Origin of the sequence: Gimesia sp. (genome assembly GCF_040219335.1) — a bacterium.
GTDB lineage: Bacteria > Planctomycetota > Planctomycetia > Planctomycetales > Planctomycetaceae > Gimesia.
Genome location: NZ_JAVJSQ010000019.1, coordinates 506,945 through 525,060 on the forward strand (window position 1 = coordinate 506,945; position 18,116 = coordinate 525,060).

Annotated in this window: 12 protein-coding genes; 8 read left to right on the forward strand and 4 right to left on the reverse strand. The window is 57.4% G+C overall.

The window, feature by feature from the left end; genetic code table 11:
• Window positions 1-52 precede the first annotated feature (52 nt).
• From RID21_RS17045 to RID21_RS17055, 3 genes are read left to right on the forward strand one after another with little or no spacing between them, the layout of a single operon-like run.
• Window positions 53-2,929 (forward strand): DUF1553 domain-containing protein, encoded by a 2,877-nt coding sequence (locus tag RID21_RS17045; protein WP_350190862.1) that lies wholly within the window; start codon window positions 53-55, stop codon window positions 2,927-2,929.
• A gap of 4 nt (window positions 2,930-2,933) precedes the next feature.
• A complete protein-coding gene (locus tag RID21_RS17050) occupies window positions 2,934-4,397 on the forward strand; it encodes a DUF1501 domain-containing protein (RefSeq protein WP_350190864.1) in 1,464 nt (487 codons plus the stop codon).
• Complete coding sequence (locus tag RID21_RS17055; RefSeq protein ID WP_350190866.1) at window positions 4,394-6,205, forward strand: amidohydrolase family protein; 1,812 nt, start codon at window positions 4,394-4,396, stop codon at window positions 6,203-6,205. The genes RID21_RS17050 and RID21_RS17055 overlap by 4 nt, the downstream gene beginning before the upstream one ends.
• A 16-nt stretch (window positions 6,206-6,221) precedes the next feature.
• On the opposite strand, the gene RID21_RS17060 is transcribed toward RID21_RS17055, so the two are convergent.
• Both RID21_RS17060 and RID21_RS17065 read right to left on the reverse strand, forming a co-directional pair.
• Entirely contained in the window at window positions 6,222-6,659 is a 438-nt protein-coding gene (locus RID21_RS17060; protein ID WP_350190868.1) for a helix-turn-helix domain-containing protein, read from the reverse strand.
• Between the two features lie 30 nt (window positions 6,660-6,689).
• Entirely contained in the window at window positions 6,690-6,956 is a 267-nt protein-coding gene (locus tag RID21_RS17065) for a PAS domain-containing protein (protein ID WP_350190870.1), read from the reverse strand.
• Window positions 6,957-7,141: 185 nt separating this feature from the next.
• Between RID21_RS17065 and RID21_RS17070 the strand changes: the two genes are divergently transcribed.
• From RID21_RS17070 to RID21_RS17085, 4 genes are all read left to right on the forward strand, one after another.
• Window positions 7,142-8,056 (forward strand): dihydrodipicolinate synthase family protein, encoded by a 915-nt coding sequence (locus RID21_RS17070; RefSeq protein WP_350190962.1) that lies wholly within the window; start codon window positions 7,142-7,144, stop codon window positions 8,054-8,056.
• The gene (locus tag RID21_RS17075; protein WP_350190872.1) at window positions 8,053-9,015 is read left to right on the forward strand and encodes a 4-hydroxyproline epimerase; all 963 of its coding nucleotides are present in this window, start codon (window positions 8,053-8,055) and stop codon (window positions 9,013-9,015) included. Before RID21_RS17070 ends, RID21_RS17075 begins: the two co-directional genes overlap by 4 nt.
• Window positions 9,012-10,274, forward strand: coding sequence for an NAD(P)/FAD-dependent oxidoreductase (locus RID21_RS17080; protein ID WP_350190874.1), 1,263 nt, complete (start codon window positions 9,012-9,014; stop codon window positions 10,272-10,274). Before RID21_RS17075 ends, RID21_RS17080 begins: the two co-directional genes overlap by 4 nt.
• A gap of 190 nt (window positions 10,275-10,464) precedes the next feature.
• On the forward strand, window positions 10,465-12,204 hold the full coding sequence (locus tag RID21_RS17085) for a hypothetical protein (RefSeq protein WP_350190876.1): 1,740 nt from the start codon (window positions 10,465-10,467) through the stop codon (window positions 12,202-12,204).
• A gap of 24 nt (window positions 12,205-12,228) precedes the next feature.
• Here RID21_RS17085 and RID21_RS17090 read toward each other — a convergent pair whose 3' ends face one another.
• Window positions 12,229-14,931, reverse strand: a complete 2,703-nt coding sequence (locus RID21_RS17090; RefSeq protein ID WP_350190878.1) for a bifunctional acetate--CoA ligase family protein/GNAT family N-acetyltransferase — start codon at window positions 14,929-14,931, stop codon at window positions 12,229-12,231.
• Between the two features lie 36 nt (window positions 14,932-14,967).
• Window positions 14,968-15,900, reverse strand: a complete 933-nt coding sequence (locus RID21_RS17095) for a histone deacetylase family protein (RefSeq protein WP_350190880.1) — start codon at window positions 15,898-15,900, stop codon at window positions 14,968-14,970.
• Window positions 15,901-16,123: 223 nt separating this feature from the next.
• Between RID21_RS17095 and RID21_RS17100 the strand changes: the two genes are divergently transcribed.
• A complete protein-coding gene (locus RID21_RS17100) occupies window positions 16,124-18,097 on the forward strand; it encodes a sulfatase (protein ID WP_350190882.1) in 1,974 nt (657 codons plus the stop codon).
• The last annotated feature ends 19 nt before the right edge of the window (window positions 18,098-18,116 follow it).

Consider the following 18,116-nt stretch of genomic DNA (forward strand, 5'->3'; position numbering starts at 1 on the left):
AAGTAAATCGCCGCGCTTACCAGAAACCTCACTCCCACCTGCCTGCATCAATATGAATTTCAAGCGATGTGCTCTACTCCTGTTTCTGCTACTGCTGAGCTCATTTTCTGCACAAACCGGCTCCGCTGAGGAGAAAAAAACGCCCGTTTTCGAATCGGACATTCAGCCCATTTTTTCCGCCAAGTGCGGTAAATGTCACTGGGATAAGGTCCGTAAGGGGGGCCTGGATCTCTCCCGCATCGAAGGTCTGCATAAAGGGGGCGAATCGGGTGAATCATCGCTGGCGGAAACTGTCGATGAGAGCATGTTGTGGATCATGATCGATGGAGGCGGCATGCCTCCCGATGACTCACCGCAGTTGACTGAAGACGAGCTGGCGCTGATCCGCAAATGGCTCGAAACGGGAGCCCAGGCAGAAAAGCCGATTCAACTGGAAGAAGAAAAGCTCAACCAGCACGATGTGCTGCCGATTGTCTTACTGCGTTGTACCGCCTGTCATGGCGCGGCACTTAAACGGGGCGGTCTCGATCTGCGCACGCCGGCGAGCATGCGGAAAGGGGGCGAACATGGTCCCGCTTTTGTCGCAGGCAAGCCGGAAGAGAGTCTGATGATTAAGCGGATTGAAAGCCAGGCCTGTCCGCCGCGTGAGCTGCTGCTCAAGTTCTTTGTCCGCCGACCGCCGGAATCAGAAGTCGAGAAACTGAAGAACTGGATTGCCGCTGGTGCTCCGGTGGCCGATATCGCGCCCGACGTCGCCACCACGGGGCCGGATCCCCTGGTGACTGCAGAAGATCGTGAGCACTGGGCCTTTCAACCGCCCAAAGCACCCGAAAACGTGAAGTCCATCGATGAATTAATCCAGAAACAACTCAAGGCACACGAACTGGATTTTTCCCCGGAAGCGGACCGCGACACATTGATTCGACGAGCCTATGTCGATCTGATCGGCATGCCCCCTCCCGTTGAAGAATGGAAGTACTGGCGAACCAGCGACGATCCGCACTGGTATCAGACGATGATCGATCAGTTGCTGGCCTCACCCCACTATGGAGAACGCTGGGGACGTTACTGGCTGGATGTCGCCGGCTATGCTGATTCTGAAGGGGGTGTCTCCTCGGATCCACTGCGGGCCGTTGCCTGGAAGTACCGCGATTACGTCATCGACGCCTTTAATAAAGACAAACCATACGATCGCTTCCTGCTGGAACAGATTGCCGGCGATGAACTGATCGATGTGCAGCAAGCGCCCGAAGTTACCCAGGAAATGGTCGACAACCTGGTCGCGACCGGATTCCTGCGCATGGGCATCGACCAGACCGGTTCCCGCACGATGAACTTCGTCCCGGAACGACTGGGAGTCATCGACGACGCAATTAACGTCATGGGCTCAGGTGTCATGGGGCTGACCATGGAATGTGCCCGCTGTCATTCGCACAAGTATGATCCGATTCCCCACCGTGATTATTACCGGTTCAAAGCGGTCTTCCAGGGAGCACTGGATGAATACGACTGGCTTACATTCAAGAATCGTTCGCTGGAGTTGGGCACCCCGGAACAGAAACAACGGGTCAAACAGACCAATCCGGTCCTCAACAAAGAGCTGAAGCAGCTCGCTGCCCAGCGCAGAAAGGCAGAAGCAGATCTGCAGCTGGAACTGCTCAAGCAGCATTATCCGGAGCAGAGTGAAGAGGATCGCCAGAAAACGCTGCGGGCCCTGAAAATCGCCGATAACAACCGGACGCAGGAACAGCGAATCCTGGTCGAAAAGTTGAGAACCGCCGAGCTTATGCCGGAGACGGCCTGGAATGACGCGGTGCAGGCAGCCAAACAGCGACTGAAGGAGACCGATCAGGAGACAGCACGCGTGCAGGCGAAGATGGAACCGCCTTTGACGATTCGTGCACTCTGGGATCGCGGACGTCCTTCCCCCACGTATATCCTGCGACGCGGAGAACACGCGCAACCGGGTGAACTGGTTGGTCCGGGGGCACCTGCAGTGTTGGATCCGCCGGGAACGCCGTTCGTCGTCAAACCTCCCTTCCCCGAGGGCACTCCGAAAACCGGTCGCCGTCTGGCGCTGGCCCGCTGGTTGACGCGGGACGATCATCCACTGACCGCGCGGGTCATGGTAAACCGCGTCTGGTATCACCATTTTGGAACCGGCCTGGTCAAATCGCTGGAGAATTTTGGCGTCAAAGGGGAACGACCCTCGCATCCCGAACTGCTGGACTGGCTGGCTGTCCGCTTCGTCGAAGAGGGCTGGAGCATCAAAGAACTGCACCGTCTGATTATGAACTCCCGAACCTATCGCCAGTCGAGTCAGATCAGTGACGCGATCCAGAAACACGATCCGCAGAATCGCCTCTTGTCACATTTCCCGCTGCGGCGGATGAATGCAGAGGCACTCCGCGATTCCCTGCTGTTTATCTCCGGTAAACTGGATGACAATGCCGGCGGTCCCCCCGATTCGGTCAGCGTCGATCAGAATGGTCTGGTGAGCGCAAATGCAACCGCCGAGGGGGGCTGGAGACGCAGTATCTATCTGCAATACCGACGAACGCAGATTCCGACGATGCTGGACACCTTCGATTATCCCGAAATGGGGCCCAACTGTGTCACGCGGAGTATTTCTACTGTCTCACCCCAGTCACTGATGCTGATGAACAATGAACGGGTCCGCGACCTGGCGGTGGCCTTTGCGGACCGGGTTCAGCAGACGCTGGCAAAGCAGAACCAGGACTCCCCTGCAGCCCGCGTTGAGCTGGTTTACGAAATGGCTCTCTGTCGTCCCCCCAGTGAAACCGAACGCAAACTGGGGGTAGAGACTCTCAAGGAACTGGAGACCAGCTGGAACGAAAATTCCCAGGCGGCCCTGGAGACGTATTGCCATACGATCCTGAATTCCGCTGCATTCCTTTATGTTGATTAGTACGATGAAGCATTCTTCCGAACCACTGCAGACACGTCGTGACTTTTTTGCCCGGACCAGCGATGGCATCATGGGCGCAGCGCTGACGCACCTGTTCTGCCAGGACTTTTTTGGCGGAACCCAGGCACTCGCATCCGAGTCAGAACACGCGCCACAACAGTACAACCTGAAACCCAAGGAACCACACCATCCGCCCAAAGCGACATCGGTGATCCACCTGTTTATGAACGGGGGGCCGAGCCAGATGGATCTGTTCGATCCCAAGCCGGTGCTGGACAAGATGGATGGCAAACCCTATCCGGGAAACATCGAAGACCTGGGGAACTCGAACACGAGCAGCATCGGGGAAATGCTGGGTGGACAATACAAGTTCGCCCGTCACGGGGAATCGGGAATGTGGATGGCCGACGTCCTGCCGGAAACTGCGAAGCTGACCGACGAACTCTGTCTGATCAATTCGATGTGGACCGACCACCCCAACCACGACAATGCCCTGTATAAAATTCACAGCGGGCGGCTGTTCATGGGCTATCCCACGTTTGGCTCGTGGACCGTCTACGGCCTGGGCACCGAAAATCAGAATCTGCCCGCATACGTCGTGCTGACAGATCCCCTGGGGGCTCCCAAGAACGGTACCCGCAACTGGTCAGCCGGCTTTCTGCCTCCGACTTACCAGGGAACGCGGCTGCGTCCGACCGGTTCGCCTATCCTGAACCTGAAACCGCAGTACGAGCAGCCTTCCGCGGTGACCGAGTCTGCGCAGAAACTGCTGAACCAGCTGGATGAGATTCATCGTAAAGAGCGTCCCTATAATCCACTGCTGGATGCCCGTATCGAATCCTACAGCCTGGCGGCACGGATGCAGATGTCGGCTACCGAAGCCCTGGACCTTTCCAAGGAAACGAAACCGACACTGGAACAGTATGGTATCGGCGAGAAAGCGACCGACTCGTATGGGCGTCGCTGTCTGCTGGCCCGCCGTCTGGTGGAACGGGGTGTGCGGTTTGTACAGATCTTCCTGGAAGAACAACCGTGGGACAGTCACGCCGACCTGAATGCCAACCATCGGCTGATGTGCGAACGCACGGACAAACCAGTAGCCGGACTGCTGCGTGACCTGAAACAGCGGGGACTGCTCGATAACACACTGGTCATCTGGGGCGGTGAATTCGGACGGACGCCGACCACCCAGAAATCATCGAACGGTTATTCGGGCCGCGATCACAACATGCAGGCTTTCACTTCCTGGATGGCCGGCGGTGGCGTGAAAGGGGGCACGACCTACGGCGTCACCGATGATTTCGGACACAGCGTCGTCGAGAATCCGGTGAGCGTGCATGACTTCCATGCAACCATCTTACACCTCCTGGGTCTGCATCATCAGAAACTGCACTTCACCCGCAGCGGTCTGGAAGAGCGCCTGACCGGGGTCAAACCGCCTCGCGTGGTCAAGGAGATCATCAGTTGAACCGGTCCGAATCAGGCCTGACCCGTCGTGAACTGCTGCAGTGTGCTGCGACAGCTGGTGTCGCAGTCACATTGGGAAACAGTCTCAGTCAGGCAGCCGATCTTAAAGATGGGCGACCAACGATCATCGATTCCAACGTCAGCCTGTTCGACTGGCCTTTTCGTCAACTCCCGCTGAATGAAACCTCACTGCTGATCAAGAAGCTGCACTCGCTGGGCGTGGTGCAAGCCTGGGCCGGCAGTTATGAAGGTATTCTGCACCGCGATCTGTCTTCCGTCAATCAGCGACTGGCTGAGGAATGTCAGAAGTATCCCGAACTGATACCGTTCGGCACGATCAATGTGTCACTGCCGGGCTGGGAAGACGATTTCCGGGATTGCATCGCCGTACATCAGATGCCGGGAGTGCGGGTCTACCCGGGATATCATGGCTACGCTTTGGATGATCCGCGCTTTCAAGATCTATTGAAGCGGGCAGCCAGCCAGAAGGTTCTGGTGCAGATTGTCGTTTCGCTGGAAGACACGCGTACGCAGAGTCACCTGTTACGAGTGGCAGATCTGGATTTACAGCCGCTGCCGGAAGTGGTCAAGCAGATTCCCGACTGCAAAGTCCAACTGCTTAACGCACGTCCGCGATCACCGCTGTTGAAACAGCTGGAAGAGACACCCGGTATCTACTTCGATACCGCGCGCGTCGATGGAACCGATGGCGTACCGAAGCTGATCGAAGCTGCTCCTGCGGGGCGAGTCCTGTTTGGCAGCCATGCGCCGTTTCTGATTCCCGAAGCACCGCTGGTGCGTGTTTATGAAGCCCGTAAGCTCGACGCACCGGCGCTGGCTGCCCTGCTGTCGGGGAATGCCAGTCGCCTGCTGGAATCCTGTCAGATAACACAGGCTTCTGCTGTACGTGAACGCAAACCGGAGGCCGTACCCACGACAATCGATGCGAGGCAGATTCATGCCGGCCTGCCTGGTCAAGCACAGTTGAAACGCTATCGCATCTGGGATTCCTACTTCACGCCTTCACATTCGAATCCGGGAAGAGACGGGAGTAGTCGGCTGATCGCGGATATTGAGCGTGCATTACCTGCTGCCCGCACCGGTCAGTTTGAAAAACTGTGTTACTTCGCACATGTGGGACTGGGCACAACCAGTGATTCCCAACTGGAGCAACTGCTGCGTGCGCAACCTGACGTAGTGCTGAAACCGCTGGAGCGCTGGCCCGAGCTGTTAATCGGGATGATGCAGCTGAATGCCAACGATGTGCCGGCTTCCCTGGCGGCTTTGGATCAGTGGATCAAGAACGGACCGATGCGGGGCGTCTATTTCGCCAGCAGTGGTCCCGGGGCACAGGTTTGCACGCATCCGAACTTCAACCCGCTGGTCGAACGCATTGGCGAGCTGAACGGGGTGATTATGCAGCACACCTGGTTCAAGACCGGTGGCAAAGGGGGACCGGGTGAATCGACGCCGGACGACCTCGTGGTTCTGGCCAAACGATTTCCCGACCAGCAATTCCTGTGCGCCCATGCAGGCGGTGAATGGGAACAGGGCATCCGCGCAGTCCGGGATTGCGGGAATATTCTTGTCGAGACTTCGGGCTTCGACCCGACGGCGGGCTTCATTGAAATGGCCGTCCGCGAACTGGGGGCCGAACGCGTGGTCTTTGGGAGCCACCTTCCCTCACGCTCACTGGGAACCGAATTGTGCAAAGTCACGTGCGCTCAGATCACCGAACAGGAGAAATTCCTGATTCTGGGTGAGAACTATCGGCGGTTGCTGGCGGCGCAGGCTGCGAAAGCAGACTGATGGCAGCTGAGCTCTATCATTCTCCCCGACGTCCCGTGCGGCGATAATCCTGGGGCGTCATACCGGTTGTTTTGCGGAACTGGCGTGTGAAGGCACTCTGGTCGGCATAGCCGACATTCAGGGCGATCGTAGAGATGGGAGCGTCCGTCTCGCATAACTGCTGTTGAGCCAGATCGATGCGGAGCTTCAGCAGCCACTGGCTGGCATTCAAACCGAATACGCGACGGATACGGCGGTCGAACTGATAGCGGGACATCTGTGCCTGCGCAGCCAGTTCCGGAATGGAGGGAGGTTCTGCCAGATGCTGTTCGGCATATTGGATGGCGGTGGCAACGTGCTGATATTCTGCTGTGGCGTAGTCGGGCAGTTGCAGGTCTTGGGAAACCCCAACCAGACCGACCACGGTCCCCCGGCGGTTCTTGAGGGGCAGCTTGGTCGTCAGGCACCAGCCCACTTCCCGCGAGGGGTAGACGTGCAGTTCGAGTTAGGAAAGCAAGGGTTTCCCGGTTTTGAGCACACGCTGATCCTGTTCCTGAAAGCGGTTTCCCAGCGGCGACCGAAAGACTTCACAGGGAGTCCGTCCCAGTAGCTGGGCCTTGGTCTGCATGCCACACCGCTGCTGCAGCGTGGTGTTCACCACCAGATAGGCCCCACTCCTGTCCTTGATGAAATAGACGATATCGGACAGATGATCGAAAAGTGCTTCGCCGGTAAACGGTTCGTCCAGTTGCTGCAGGAATTCGTGGATCATTGTCGTCCCCTCGGATCCAGATCGCTAAAAGACTGAGTATGCGCATTTTCAAGTCTGTCGTCGAGGGAGCGACTATACAGTTCCCCCGCGAAACAGGTATGCTGATACTGGATTAACCGCATTCAGAGTCCCCCGGAACAAGGAGACGACGCGTGACCGAAGAGAGCCGAATCTTTCGTGGCTGCATGCCGGCTTTGATGACTCCCTGTCAGACAGATGGGAGTCCCAATTATGACGCTTTGGTCAGCAAGGCCCGGGAGCTGATTGACCTGGGGATGCGGGCGGTGGTCTATTGTGGCTCCATGGGAGACTGGCCGCTGTTGACCGATGCACAACGCCAGGAAGGTGTCAGGCGACTGGTCGAAGCGGGAGTGCCGGTCGTTGTTGGTACGGGGGCTCAAAACACGCGGAGTGCGGTAGCCCATGCAGCGCATGCCCAGGAAGTGGGTGCAGCGGGACTGATGCTGATTCCCCGTGTACTTTCGCGCGGCTCCTCACCGGCGGCACAAAAGTCGCATTTCTCTGACATTCTTAAAGCCGCCGACAGGTTACCGGCGGTGATTTACAACAGTCCCTGGTACGGTTTTGAAACTCGCGCGGACCTGTTCTTTGAACTTCGGCGGGCGTATGCAAATCTGGTGGGCTTCAAGGAATTCGGAGGGGCGGAGGCTCTGAACTACGCCGCCGAGCAGATTACAACCGGTGATCCGGGGCTGTCCCTGATGGTGGGCGTGGATACGCAGGTCTTTCACGGATTTGTGAACTGTGGTGCCGTTGGTGCGATCACGGGGGTAGGAAATGCGTTGCCAATCCCCGTACTGAAGTTGATCGCGCTTTGTGAACGGGCCGCGCAGGGAGATGTCGAGGCACGCAGGCTGGCTCTGGAACTGGATGCGGCCCTGGCGGTCCTCTCCCGGTTTGACGAAGGCCCCGACCTGGTTCTGTATTACAAATCATTGATGGTACTGGAGGGGAATCCCGAATATCATTTGCACTTTAATCCGTCGGATCAGCTGTCTGAAAGCCAGCGGTGTTTTCTGCACGATCAGTGGCAGTTATTTAAGAACTGGTGGAACCAGTGGCCGGGAGCAAACGCATGACGGTATCTGAATCGCGGGTCCACGTCATCGACTCGCATACCGCAGGGGAGCCGACGCGTGTCGTGCTGGCCGGAGGTCCCGAGCTTGGTACGGGACCGCTGAGTGCGCGACGGGATCGGTTCCGGGAGACCGCAGACGGGTTTCGTCGTACCCTGATTGATGAACCACGGGGCAACGCGGCGATGGTGAGTGCCCTGCTCTGTGAGCCGACGGATCCCTCGTGCGCCGCGGGCGTCATCTTCTTTAATAACCGCGGCTACCTGGGGATGTGCGGCCATGGGACAATCGGCGTTGCAGTTACGCTGGCCTACCTGGGCCGGATTCAACCAGGGATGCTCAGGCTCGAAACGCCCGTGGGTATCGTCAGTGTCGAACTGCACGACGCGCATACGGCGTCGATTGAAAATGTTTCCAGTTATCGTCTCAAGGCGGATATCACGGTCGCGGTTCCTCAACTGGGATCCATTCATGGTGATCTCGCCTGGGGTGGCAACTGGTTCTTTCTGGCGGATTCCCCGCTGCCGTTGACTACCGAACGGATTCCGGAGCTGACGACCGCGGCCTTACGTTTGCGGAGTGTCTTAGCAGATCAGGGTATTTGTGGTGCGGCTGGTGAGGAAATTGATCATATTGAATTCTTCGGTCCTGCAGAATCGTCAGAGGCGAACAGTCGGAATTTTGTACTCTGCCCGGGAGGCGCTTACGATCGTTCGCCTTGTGGAACGGGACTAAGTGCGAAGCTGGCCTGCCTGGCGGCTGCGGGGAAGCTGGCACCGGGTGAGACCTGGGTGCAGGAGAGTATCATCGGCAGCCGTTTTGAGGGATCGTATCGACAGGGAACCGCCGATCAGATTCTTCCCCGGATTACGGGCAGTGCGTATATCGTGAGTGAAAGTCAGCTGATTCAACAGCCGGGCGATCCGTTTGGACAAGGCATCCCGGCAGGAGCCATCAAATGACAGAGCAGACAGCTGCGGGAACCGTGATCGTTGTGGGAGGCGGCATTATCGGGATCGCCTGCGCGCACTACCTGTCTGACGCCGGCTTTCAGGTGACGGTCATCGAAAGGAAAACGATCGCGGGTGCCTGCTCACATGCGAACTGCGGTTTTATCGTGCCGAGCCATGTGTTGCCTCTCACTGAACCAGCAGCCCTTAAAACCGCTTTGAAATCACTGTTCACCCCGCGCGCCCCCTTTCGCGTCCGGCCCCAATGGGACTTTTCGTTCTGGAAATGGATGTGGCAATTTGGCCGCCGCTGCACTCACAAACAGATGCTGGCAGCAGCGCCTGCTTTGAAAGCCATGCTTGATTTATCACTGCACGAATATAGGCGTTTGCTTGAGCAGGAAGACTTCGTCTGTGAGTGGCGTGACGCAGGGCTGTTGTATGTGTTTCAGACAGAACGGGGGCTGGAGGAGTATCGGCAGACCGATCGTCTGCTGACAGAGCACTTCGGCGTCGCAGCTCGGGAGATTCCGGGAGAAACGCTGCCGGCCTTTGATCCGGCACTCAAACCCGGACTGGCGGGGGCCTTTCATTACACGTGTGACGCTTCACTGAAACCGGACCTGCTGGCGGCCGCCTGGACCGCGCGGCTGCGGGAACGGGGCGTTCAATTCCAGGAAGCATGTGAGTTGACGGGGGTCACGCATGCGGGAGGAAAGATTACACAGCTGGAGACTTCGCAGGGAGAACTGCAGGCCGATGCGGTTGTGTTTGCGACCGGGGCCTGGAGTCCGCTACTGGCGGAACAGTTGGGCTGCGCGATTCCGATCCTGCCTGGCAAAGGGTATTCGGTGACGATGGCCGCACCAGATCCCAGTCCCCGGTATCCGATGCTGTTCCCCGAGCATAAGGTCGGCGTCTGTCCGTTTGAGAATCGGTTCCGGCTCGGGTCGATGATGGAATTCACCGGCTATGATACTTCGATTCCCGAATATCGAATTCAGCAGTTACGGGACTCGGCGCGTCCGTACCTGGTGACTCCCTCTACCGAGACCGAGTACGAGCGCTGGTATGGCTGGCGGCCGATGACGTGGGACAGCCTGCCGATCATCGGTCGAGTGCCCCGTCTCAACAATGCCTGGCTGGCAGCGGGGCACAACATGCTGGGAATGAGCATGGCCCCGGCGACCGGCAAGCTGATTGCCCAGCTTGTTTCTTCAGAAACTCCCGATCTCGACCCGCTGCCGTATGCTCCGGACCGTTTTGAATGAGAGTCGGTTCGTCAAGCGATATGGTACACCTGCACAATATGAATCACGCAGGACTCTTGCTCGCTTTGATGATTCCAAAAGAATTAACACGCGAAAAATCTGCGTTCCGGGAAACGTTCTTATTTGAATTCCGATCACAGCTGATATAATACGGACGTTGGCCGCCATACATTAGGGATATCCGCCTCTTATGAGAAATGATTTTTCAATCATCAATGTCAGATTGAACCAGCTGCTGAGGCTGATTGTTCCCTGTCTGCTCTGCCTCTTCTCTTATTCCTCGCCGGCTCTGGCTGAGAGCAATCTGCTGCAGGACGATCCCAAACGTTGTGCCGTGATTGAGCTGTTTATCCGCAATGACTGTGAAGACTGCCCGGAGGTCGTGAAGCGGGTCGAGGAGTATGCTGAGAAGAACGGTCGGATCCGGCTGCATATCCACAATCTGGATGAATCGAAGAAACACGAAGAGCGTTATCAGCAGATCCTGCAGTATTTCCAGTTGAAAGAAGCGACGCTGCCGGCCGCTTATGGCTGTAATTCCCTGTTGAGAAAACTGAAGCCGGATGAATCGACCGATCGTCGCTTGGATTCCCTGCTGACTGTCACCGCCTATGTGCGTTCGGGGTGCTCCAAGTGTGCGGCCGCGAAAGAATGCATCGCCGGTCTCAAACAGCGGTATCCGGTCTTTAAATTCAAAGAACTTGATCTGGTCTCCAGCAGCGAGGCTCGGGTGAAGGTGCAGGAGCTTTCCCAGCGGTACCGCAAACAGGCCGTGAGTGTACCCGTGATCCATCTCTGCAATAAGCTGATGATCGGTTGGACCGGCGAAGCGACAACCGGGGAGGAGCTGGACTCGACGCTGAAATACTGGACTTCCGAGTGCCCTGAGAAAGAGAAAAAGGAAGATCAGGAGAGTTCCCTCGAGCAACGGTTGCTTCCCGAATCAGTCAATACGACGACCGCAGCGGTTTCTCATCCAGGGAACAGCGAGTTCCTGTTGGTCTCGTTCGTAGCTGATCCGGGTGAGGCAGATGCAGTGGAGGACGATCCCCTGCCCCCGATCCCCGGTAATGATCCGCTCCCCCCGATACCGGGAGGCAGTGCAGTGGCTCCGCCGATCCCGGGAGGAGAGCCGCCCCCTCCGGTAATGGATGGTGGACCTCCGATTCCTGTACCAGCTCAGGAAAAGGATACAATCGAAGTTCCCGTGTTGGGGGAATTGAGTAAAAGCCGGTTAGGAATGCCGGCTTTTACTTTTTTAATCGGTCTGGTCGACGGTTTTAATCCGTGTGCCATGTGGGTGCTGCTGTTTCTGCTCTCCCTGCTGGTGAACCTGAAAAGCCGGGCGAAGATCGTAGCGGTCGCGGGCACGTTTGTACTGATCAGCGGCCTGGCCTATTTTGCATTCATGGCGGCCTGGCTGAATGTGTTCCTGCTGATCGGCTACCTGCGGCCCGTACAACTGCTGCTGGGGATCTTTGCCACACTGGTGGGACTGATTCACATCAAGGATTTTTTTGCGTTCAAGAAAGGGATTTCGCTCTCGATCCCCGAATGGGCCAAGCCGGGCCTGTATGCCCGCATGAGGCGGGTGGTGAATGCTGAGAACCTGACCGGGGCGATCATCGGCGCCTCGATCCTGGCAGTGCTGGTCAACATCATCGAACTGCTCTGCACGGCGGGACTACCGGCCCTGTATACCCAGATCCTGACAATGCAGAACTATCCCGCGTGGAAAACCTATGCCTACCTGGGGCTGTATATCTTCGCTTATATGCTGGATGATACGATCATGGTGACGATTGTCGTCGTCACGCTGGGCAAGCATAAACTGCAGGAGGATCAGGGACGCTATCTCAAGCTGTTCAGCGGCGTGGTGATTCTGTTACTCGGACTGATTCTGATCATCAAACCGTCGCTGCTGCTGTGATGCTTGAACGCAGCCAAGCGCTATTTAAGAGCCTGTGTTCTTAGTGATCTCTTTCACGAGTGAGACCGTTTCCGTTTCTGCCGAATGATTGCGGGCAAAGTCCCGCTTCTGAAAGACATTCAGCATGCGGCGGTTATCAGCTGCTGTTTCCGCGACAACCCGTTTGATGCCCCAGCGGCAACAGACTTCGAGACAGTAATCGGTCAGTATTGAGCCGAGACCCTGCCCGTGCCATTCGTCGCTGACGAGTACCGCATACTCGGCTTCCTGATGGTCGGCGTCGGCAATGAGACGCCCCACTCCGAGGATTCGAGATTCGCCTTCTACTTCGAGTTCCGCCACGATGGCGATCTCGCGGTCATAGTCGATAAAGCAGAAGCGGGCCGCCATATCGTGTGTTGTTCCATGAAACGAATAACGGAAGCGGGAACGAATTGTTTCGGGCGAGCAGCTGTTGAGCAGCCCGTGCCACATATCTTCGTCTTCAGGCTTAATTGGTCGGAGCAGCACCTGGGTACCGTCTTTAAGGGTGACAGTTCTGCTGAACTCTTCGGGATAAGGACGAATCGCCAGATGCGAATAAGGACGACTGGTGCCTGGTTGCGTTTCCAGATCGACAATGATGCGGGCATCGAGGGCGACGACCTGATCAGGAGAGACCAGCAGCGGATTGACATCCAGTTCGAGGATCTCGGGAAAATCGGCGACGAAGTAAGAGAGACGAATCAGAACTTCGATCAGTCGGTCCATGTCGACGGGAGCGTGACCCCGATAGCCATTCAACAGGGGCCAGGAACGCAGTGATTCCAAGGCTCTGCGGGCCAGCCGTTCATTGAGGGGCGGCAATTCGAGGGAACGATCCTGGTAAAGTTCGGCGGTGGTCCCCCCTGCACCGATCAGCAGAACGACGCCGAAGACCGGATCCCGCTTGGCACCGACGATCAGTTCGTGGCCTTCGGCTTCGGCGTACATCGGTTGTACGGTGACTCCCTGAACGTGCGCTTCGGGCCGCCGTTCTGCGACGCGCTGCATCATCCGCGCGTAAGCTTCGTGCACTTTCTGATGACTGGCGATCCCAAGTTCTACGCCGCCGACATCGGATTTATGAGTGATATCATCCGAGTAGATTTTGAGCACCACCGGATACCCAAGTTCATCTGCGCGGGCGGCGGCTTCCTCCGGGGAACAGGCAACGACCGTCTGGCTGACAGGGATGCCGTACGCTTCGAGTAGCTGTTTGGACATGCGTTCCGAAAGCGTGGATTTTCCCTGCTGGAGGGCGACCTGGGCGAGTTCCTGCAGACGGGCCCGGTCCAGGGTGAGATTCATGGGCACGGCCCGGGGGGTTTCATTCAGAAACTGCAGGTTGCGGGCGTAGGTGACCAGATACATGAAAGCCCGCACTGCCTGCTCGGGTGTGGTGTAGGTAGGTATTCCGGCCTGATTCAAACGCGCGATCCCTTCCTGGACCTTTCCGCCCCCCATCCAGGCAGTGAGCACCGGTTTGGGAGAGGTCCGGGCCGCTGCGATAACGGCTTCGGCGGCACCGGTGGGATCGGTCATCGCCTGGGGCGAGAGTGCGACCAGCACGCCATCCACCTGGGGATCTTTGAGGACGATCTCGACCGTTCTGCCGAACCGTTCCGGGGTCGCGTCTCCAATGACATCCAGCGGATTACCGTGCGACCAGGCAACGGGGAGGAATTCGTTGAGTTGTTCAATCGTCTCCTGCGAGATCTCGGCCATGACGCCTTTGCGTTCCAGCAGAGCATCGGTTGCCATCACGCCGGGACCGCCGGCATTGGTAACGATGGCCAGTCGATCCCCCTTGGGAGGCTTGTGTCGCGCCAGCAGTTCCGCGCAGTCGAACAGATCATCGAGATCGAAGACGCGGACGATGCCGGCCCGTGCGAAGGCAGCTTCGTATACGGCGTCAACGCCTGCCATCGCGCCGGTATGCGAAGTCGCTGCTTTCGCGGAAGCGGTGAAGCGGCCTGCTTTATAGGCGATGATCGGTTTTTTCTGGGTAAAGGCACGGGCAGCCGACATGAAGAGTCGCGCCTGGGTAATGGATTCCACATACAGAATGATGGAACTCGTATGAGGATCGAGGGCGAAATAATCGATCAGGTCGGCCATGCCGACATCCAGCGTATTGCCGACGGAGACGAAGTGCGAGAAACCAATGCGTTCCTGCAGCGACCAGTCGAGAATGGAGGTGCAAAGCGCCCCGGACTGCGAGATGAAGGCCACATTTCCAGCCAGCGGCATGTCGGTGGCGAAGCTGGCATTCAGTTTCGTATAAGGTGCCATGATGCCCAGGCAGTTCGGACCGATAATCCGCATGCCGGAGTACTGGTGCGCCCGTCTGCGGACTTCGAGTTCCAGTTCTTTCCCTTCGGGTCCGGTCTCCCGGAAACCGGCGGAAAGAATGACAATCCCCCGAATGCCGGCCTGGCCACACTGGTCGATGAGGTCGGGAATCGTGACTGCGGGGGTACAGATCACCGCCAGGTCGACTTTGCCCGGGAGGTCGGCGACCTGGGTGTAACAGGTGTGGTCCCCCAGCCGCTCATGCTTGGGATTGACGGGATAAACGGGTCCCTCGAAACCGCCTGCCAGCAGATTATGAAAGACGGTATGTCCGACACTCAGCGGTCGTTGACTCGCGCCGATAACGGAAACTGAACGGGGATGAAAGATTTTATCGAGATTGCGAATGGGCATGGTTGGGCCTTTGTCGTGCTCCTTTTGACTGCGGCTTCAGTTTGAGACCAGCTCCAGAAGATGATGTTCAATACACTCTGCCAGTGCCTGGGGATTGTAGCCCCCTTCGAGCAGGCTGACGACACGCTGTTCTGCATGAACGTCGGCCAGATCGAGCACCACCCGGGTCAGTCGCGCGAAGTCTTCGCTTTCCAGCCCCAGTGATCCCACCGGGTCATCCTTGTGTGCATCGAATCCCGCACTGATCAGAATTAACTGAGGTCTGATTTTTTCAGCCAGCTGTTCTGCGGCAGCGGTGAACTGGCTGAGATATTCTTCGCGCGAGATACCATATTCTAACGGAAGGTTGACGGTCGTTCCAAGTCCGGCTCCCGCGCCGGTTTCGTCTGCAAAGCCTGACTTCACACAGAACGAAGACCGATGCACGGACAGGAAACCGACCTGCCCGTCTTCCCAGAAGAGTTCCTGGGTGCCATCGCCGTGATGCACGTCCCAGTCGATGATCATGACCCGTTCCAGTCCGAACTCGTCGATGGCCAGCCGCGCCGCGATGGCCACGTTATTAAAGAGGCAAAACCCCATAGCCTGCTCGCGTGATGCGTGATGTCCGGGGGGACGAATCAGACAGAAAGCCCGGTCGGAGTGTCCCTTGAGCACCTGCTCGACGGCATCGCAGGCGGCACCAGCGGCCATGCGGGCGACCTCCCAGGATGCGGGGCAGACGGTGGTATCGGGGCTGATAAAACCGCCCCCCTGTTCACAGAAATTTCGCACATACTTCACATAGTGATCCGAGTGTACGCGTTCGAGTCGTGCCTCACTGACCTCGCTGAAGGATCGCTGACGACAATGTGCGTGAAGTGCAACCTGAGTCGCCCGGCGGACAGCAGGCACGATCCGCGCCGGATTTTCCGGGAGACCGCCTGTTTCATGTTTGAGAAAGATGGGATCCGAATAGAGTAGTGCCATGTTTTGTTCCGCAGGTTAACGCTCCGCGGCGCCAGTCGCGTCGCTGTTGATAAAGAAAGCATACACGATTCGATGAGTGGACGGAATCGACTGAGGACCGGTCCTGTCCGGAGACTTAAGATTCTTTCTAAAGTCCTCGTTTCTGCCGGTGTGGATTGGTAGAATTGAGGACTCATCACGTCGAAGCTGGCCTGTTGTCTTGTGCTCACTGGAAAGGTCTCCCATGGTTCGTTTTCTGTCCGTGCTGTTGTTGCTGGTCGTAACTGGCCTGCCCTCTGTGTCTGCTGCTGAGCAGCGTCCGAATGTCGTGCTGTTCCTGGTGGATGACATGGGCTGGATGGACAGCGAGCCTTATGGTTCTAAGTTCTATGAAACGCCAAACATGACGCGACTGTCTCAGCAGTCAATGCGGTTTACGAATGCCTACGCGGTTCCCCTTTGTTCGCCGACGCGGGCGTCAATTCTAACGGGACAGTATTCGTCCCGGCACGGGATCACCAGTGCCAGCGGCCATCAGCCGCCGCGTCCTGCCGATTTTGAATATCTACCCAAGACGGCGAAGCCGAATCAGAAGCTACGGATGCCGATCAGCAAGAATTACCTCGATCTGGAACAATATACGCTGGCAGAGGCGCTGCGGGACGCCGGTTATCGGACGGGGCACTTCGGAAAATGGCATCTGGGGCTCACGGCGGCGCACCGCCCGGACAAACAGGGATTTGAAACCGTCTGGCATTGTGCTCCTGATCCGGGGCCGCCCAGCTATTTTTCGCCGTATGGTGTATTCCCGGATGGTAAGCCCACGGGTCGACATCATGTGGGGAATATTACCGACGGGCCCGAGGGGGAACACATAACCGACCGACTGACTGATGAAGCGCTGAAGTTCATCGACGCCCACCAGGATGAGCCGTTCTATTTGAATCTCTGGCATTACTCGGTACATGGGCCGTGGCAGCATAAAGAAGCCTATACGGCTGAGTTCGCGAAAAAGAAAGATCCACGCGGTGAGCAGAAGAATCCGGTGATGGCTTCGATGCTGCGTAACGTGGATGAGAGTCTGGGACGGATTCTGGACAAGCTGGACCAGCTCAAGCTGTCTGAGAACACTCTGCTCATCTTCTATTCGGATAATGGCGGAAACGCGCACAGCTGGAGCAGCGAAGATCCCAAGATTCAGAAGATCAATGAAAAGCACCCCAAGTATGCAACGATCAAGAGCTATCGCAAGTGGGCGGGTGGTGAACCGCCGACGAATAACGCCCCTCTGCGGGAAGGGAAAGGCCGGATCTATGAAGGGGGACAGCGGGTGCCCCTGATGGTCCGCTGGCCGGGGCACATTCAACCGGGGAGTACCAGCGACGCAATTGTCGGACCGATCGACGTGTACCCCACGATTCTGGATGCCGTGAAAGTGAAACGGAATCCTGAGCAGATCATCGATGGCGAGTCGATCCTGCCCGTACTGGAGCAGACGGGCGAGATGCAGCGGACCGCCTGGTTCACCTGGTTTCCACATCTGATCCCAGCGGTGTCGGTCCGCCAGGGAGACTGGAAGCTGATCCGCCGGTTTGAGCCCCACCCGAAATATCCCGAAGTCCGCGAACTATATAATCTGAAAGCGGACATCGGTGAGACACAGAATCTGGCGGCGACGCATCCCGAGAAAGTCAAAGCACTCGATGCACTGATTGATGAGTTCGTCAAAGAGACCGGCGCGCTGTATCCACAGCCCAACCCGTCTTACAACCCCCGTTCCCGGGAAGGGGCTCCTCAGCGAGGTCCCCTGCACGGGCTGGTTCCGAAGTTTTCCAAACTGACACTGGTCGATGGGGGCGCCCGGTTGGTAGCCGACGGCCGGTCTCCGTTCCTGGGAACAGCCCAGGTCAAACATCGTGGACCGGTGACACTCAAGTTACGTGTTAAAAGTCCGCAAGGTGGGACTGGAAAGGTCGTCTGGAAGACAGCTGCGCAGGAGGGCTTCCCAAAGTCAGGTCAAACCGTGGAATTCGCATGCAAGGCCAGTCCGAACTGGCAGGAAGTGGAAGTCACGCTGCCTGTGGAAGGCATGAGTGGCATTTTTCGTTTGTACCTGCCGGTCTCTGAGGGAGCTCTGGTGATTGGACTGATAGAATTTCGTTCGGCAAAGACAAACCGCCCGGTGCGTGTGTGGGATTTCAGTAAGGGCAACGGTTGAACGGAATCCGGCCAGGTAT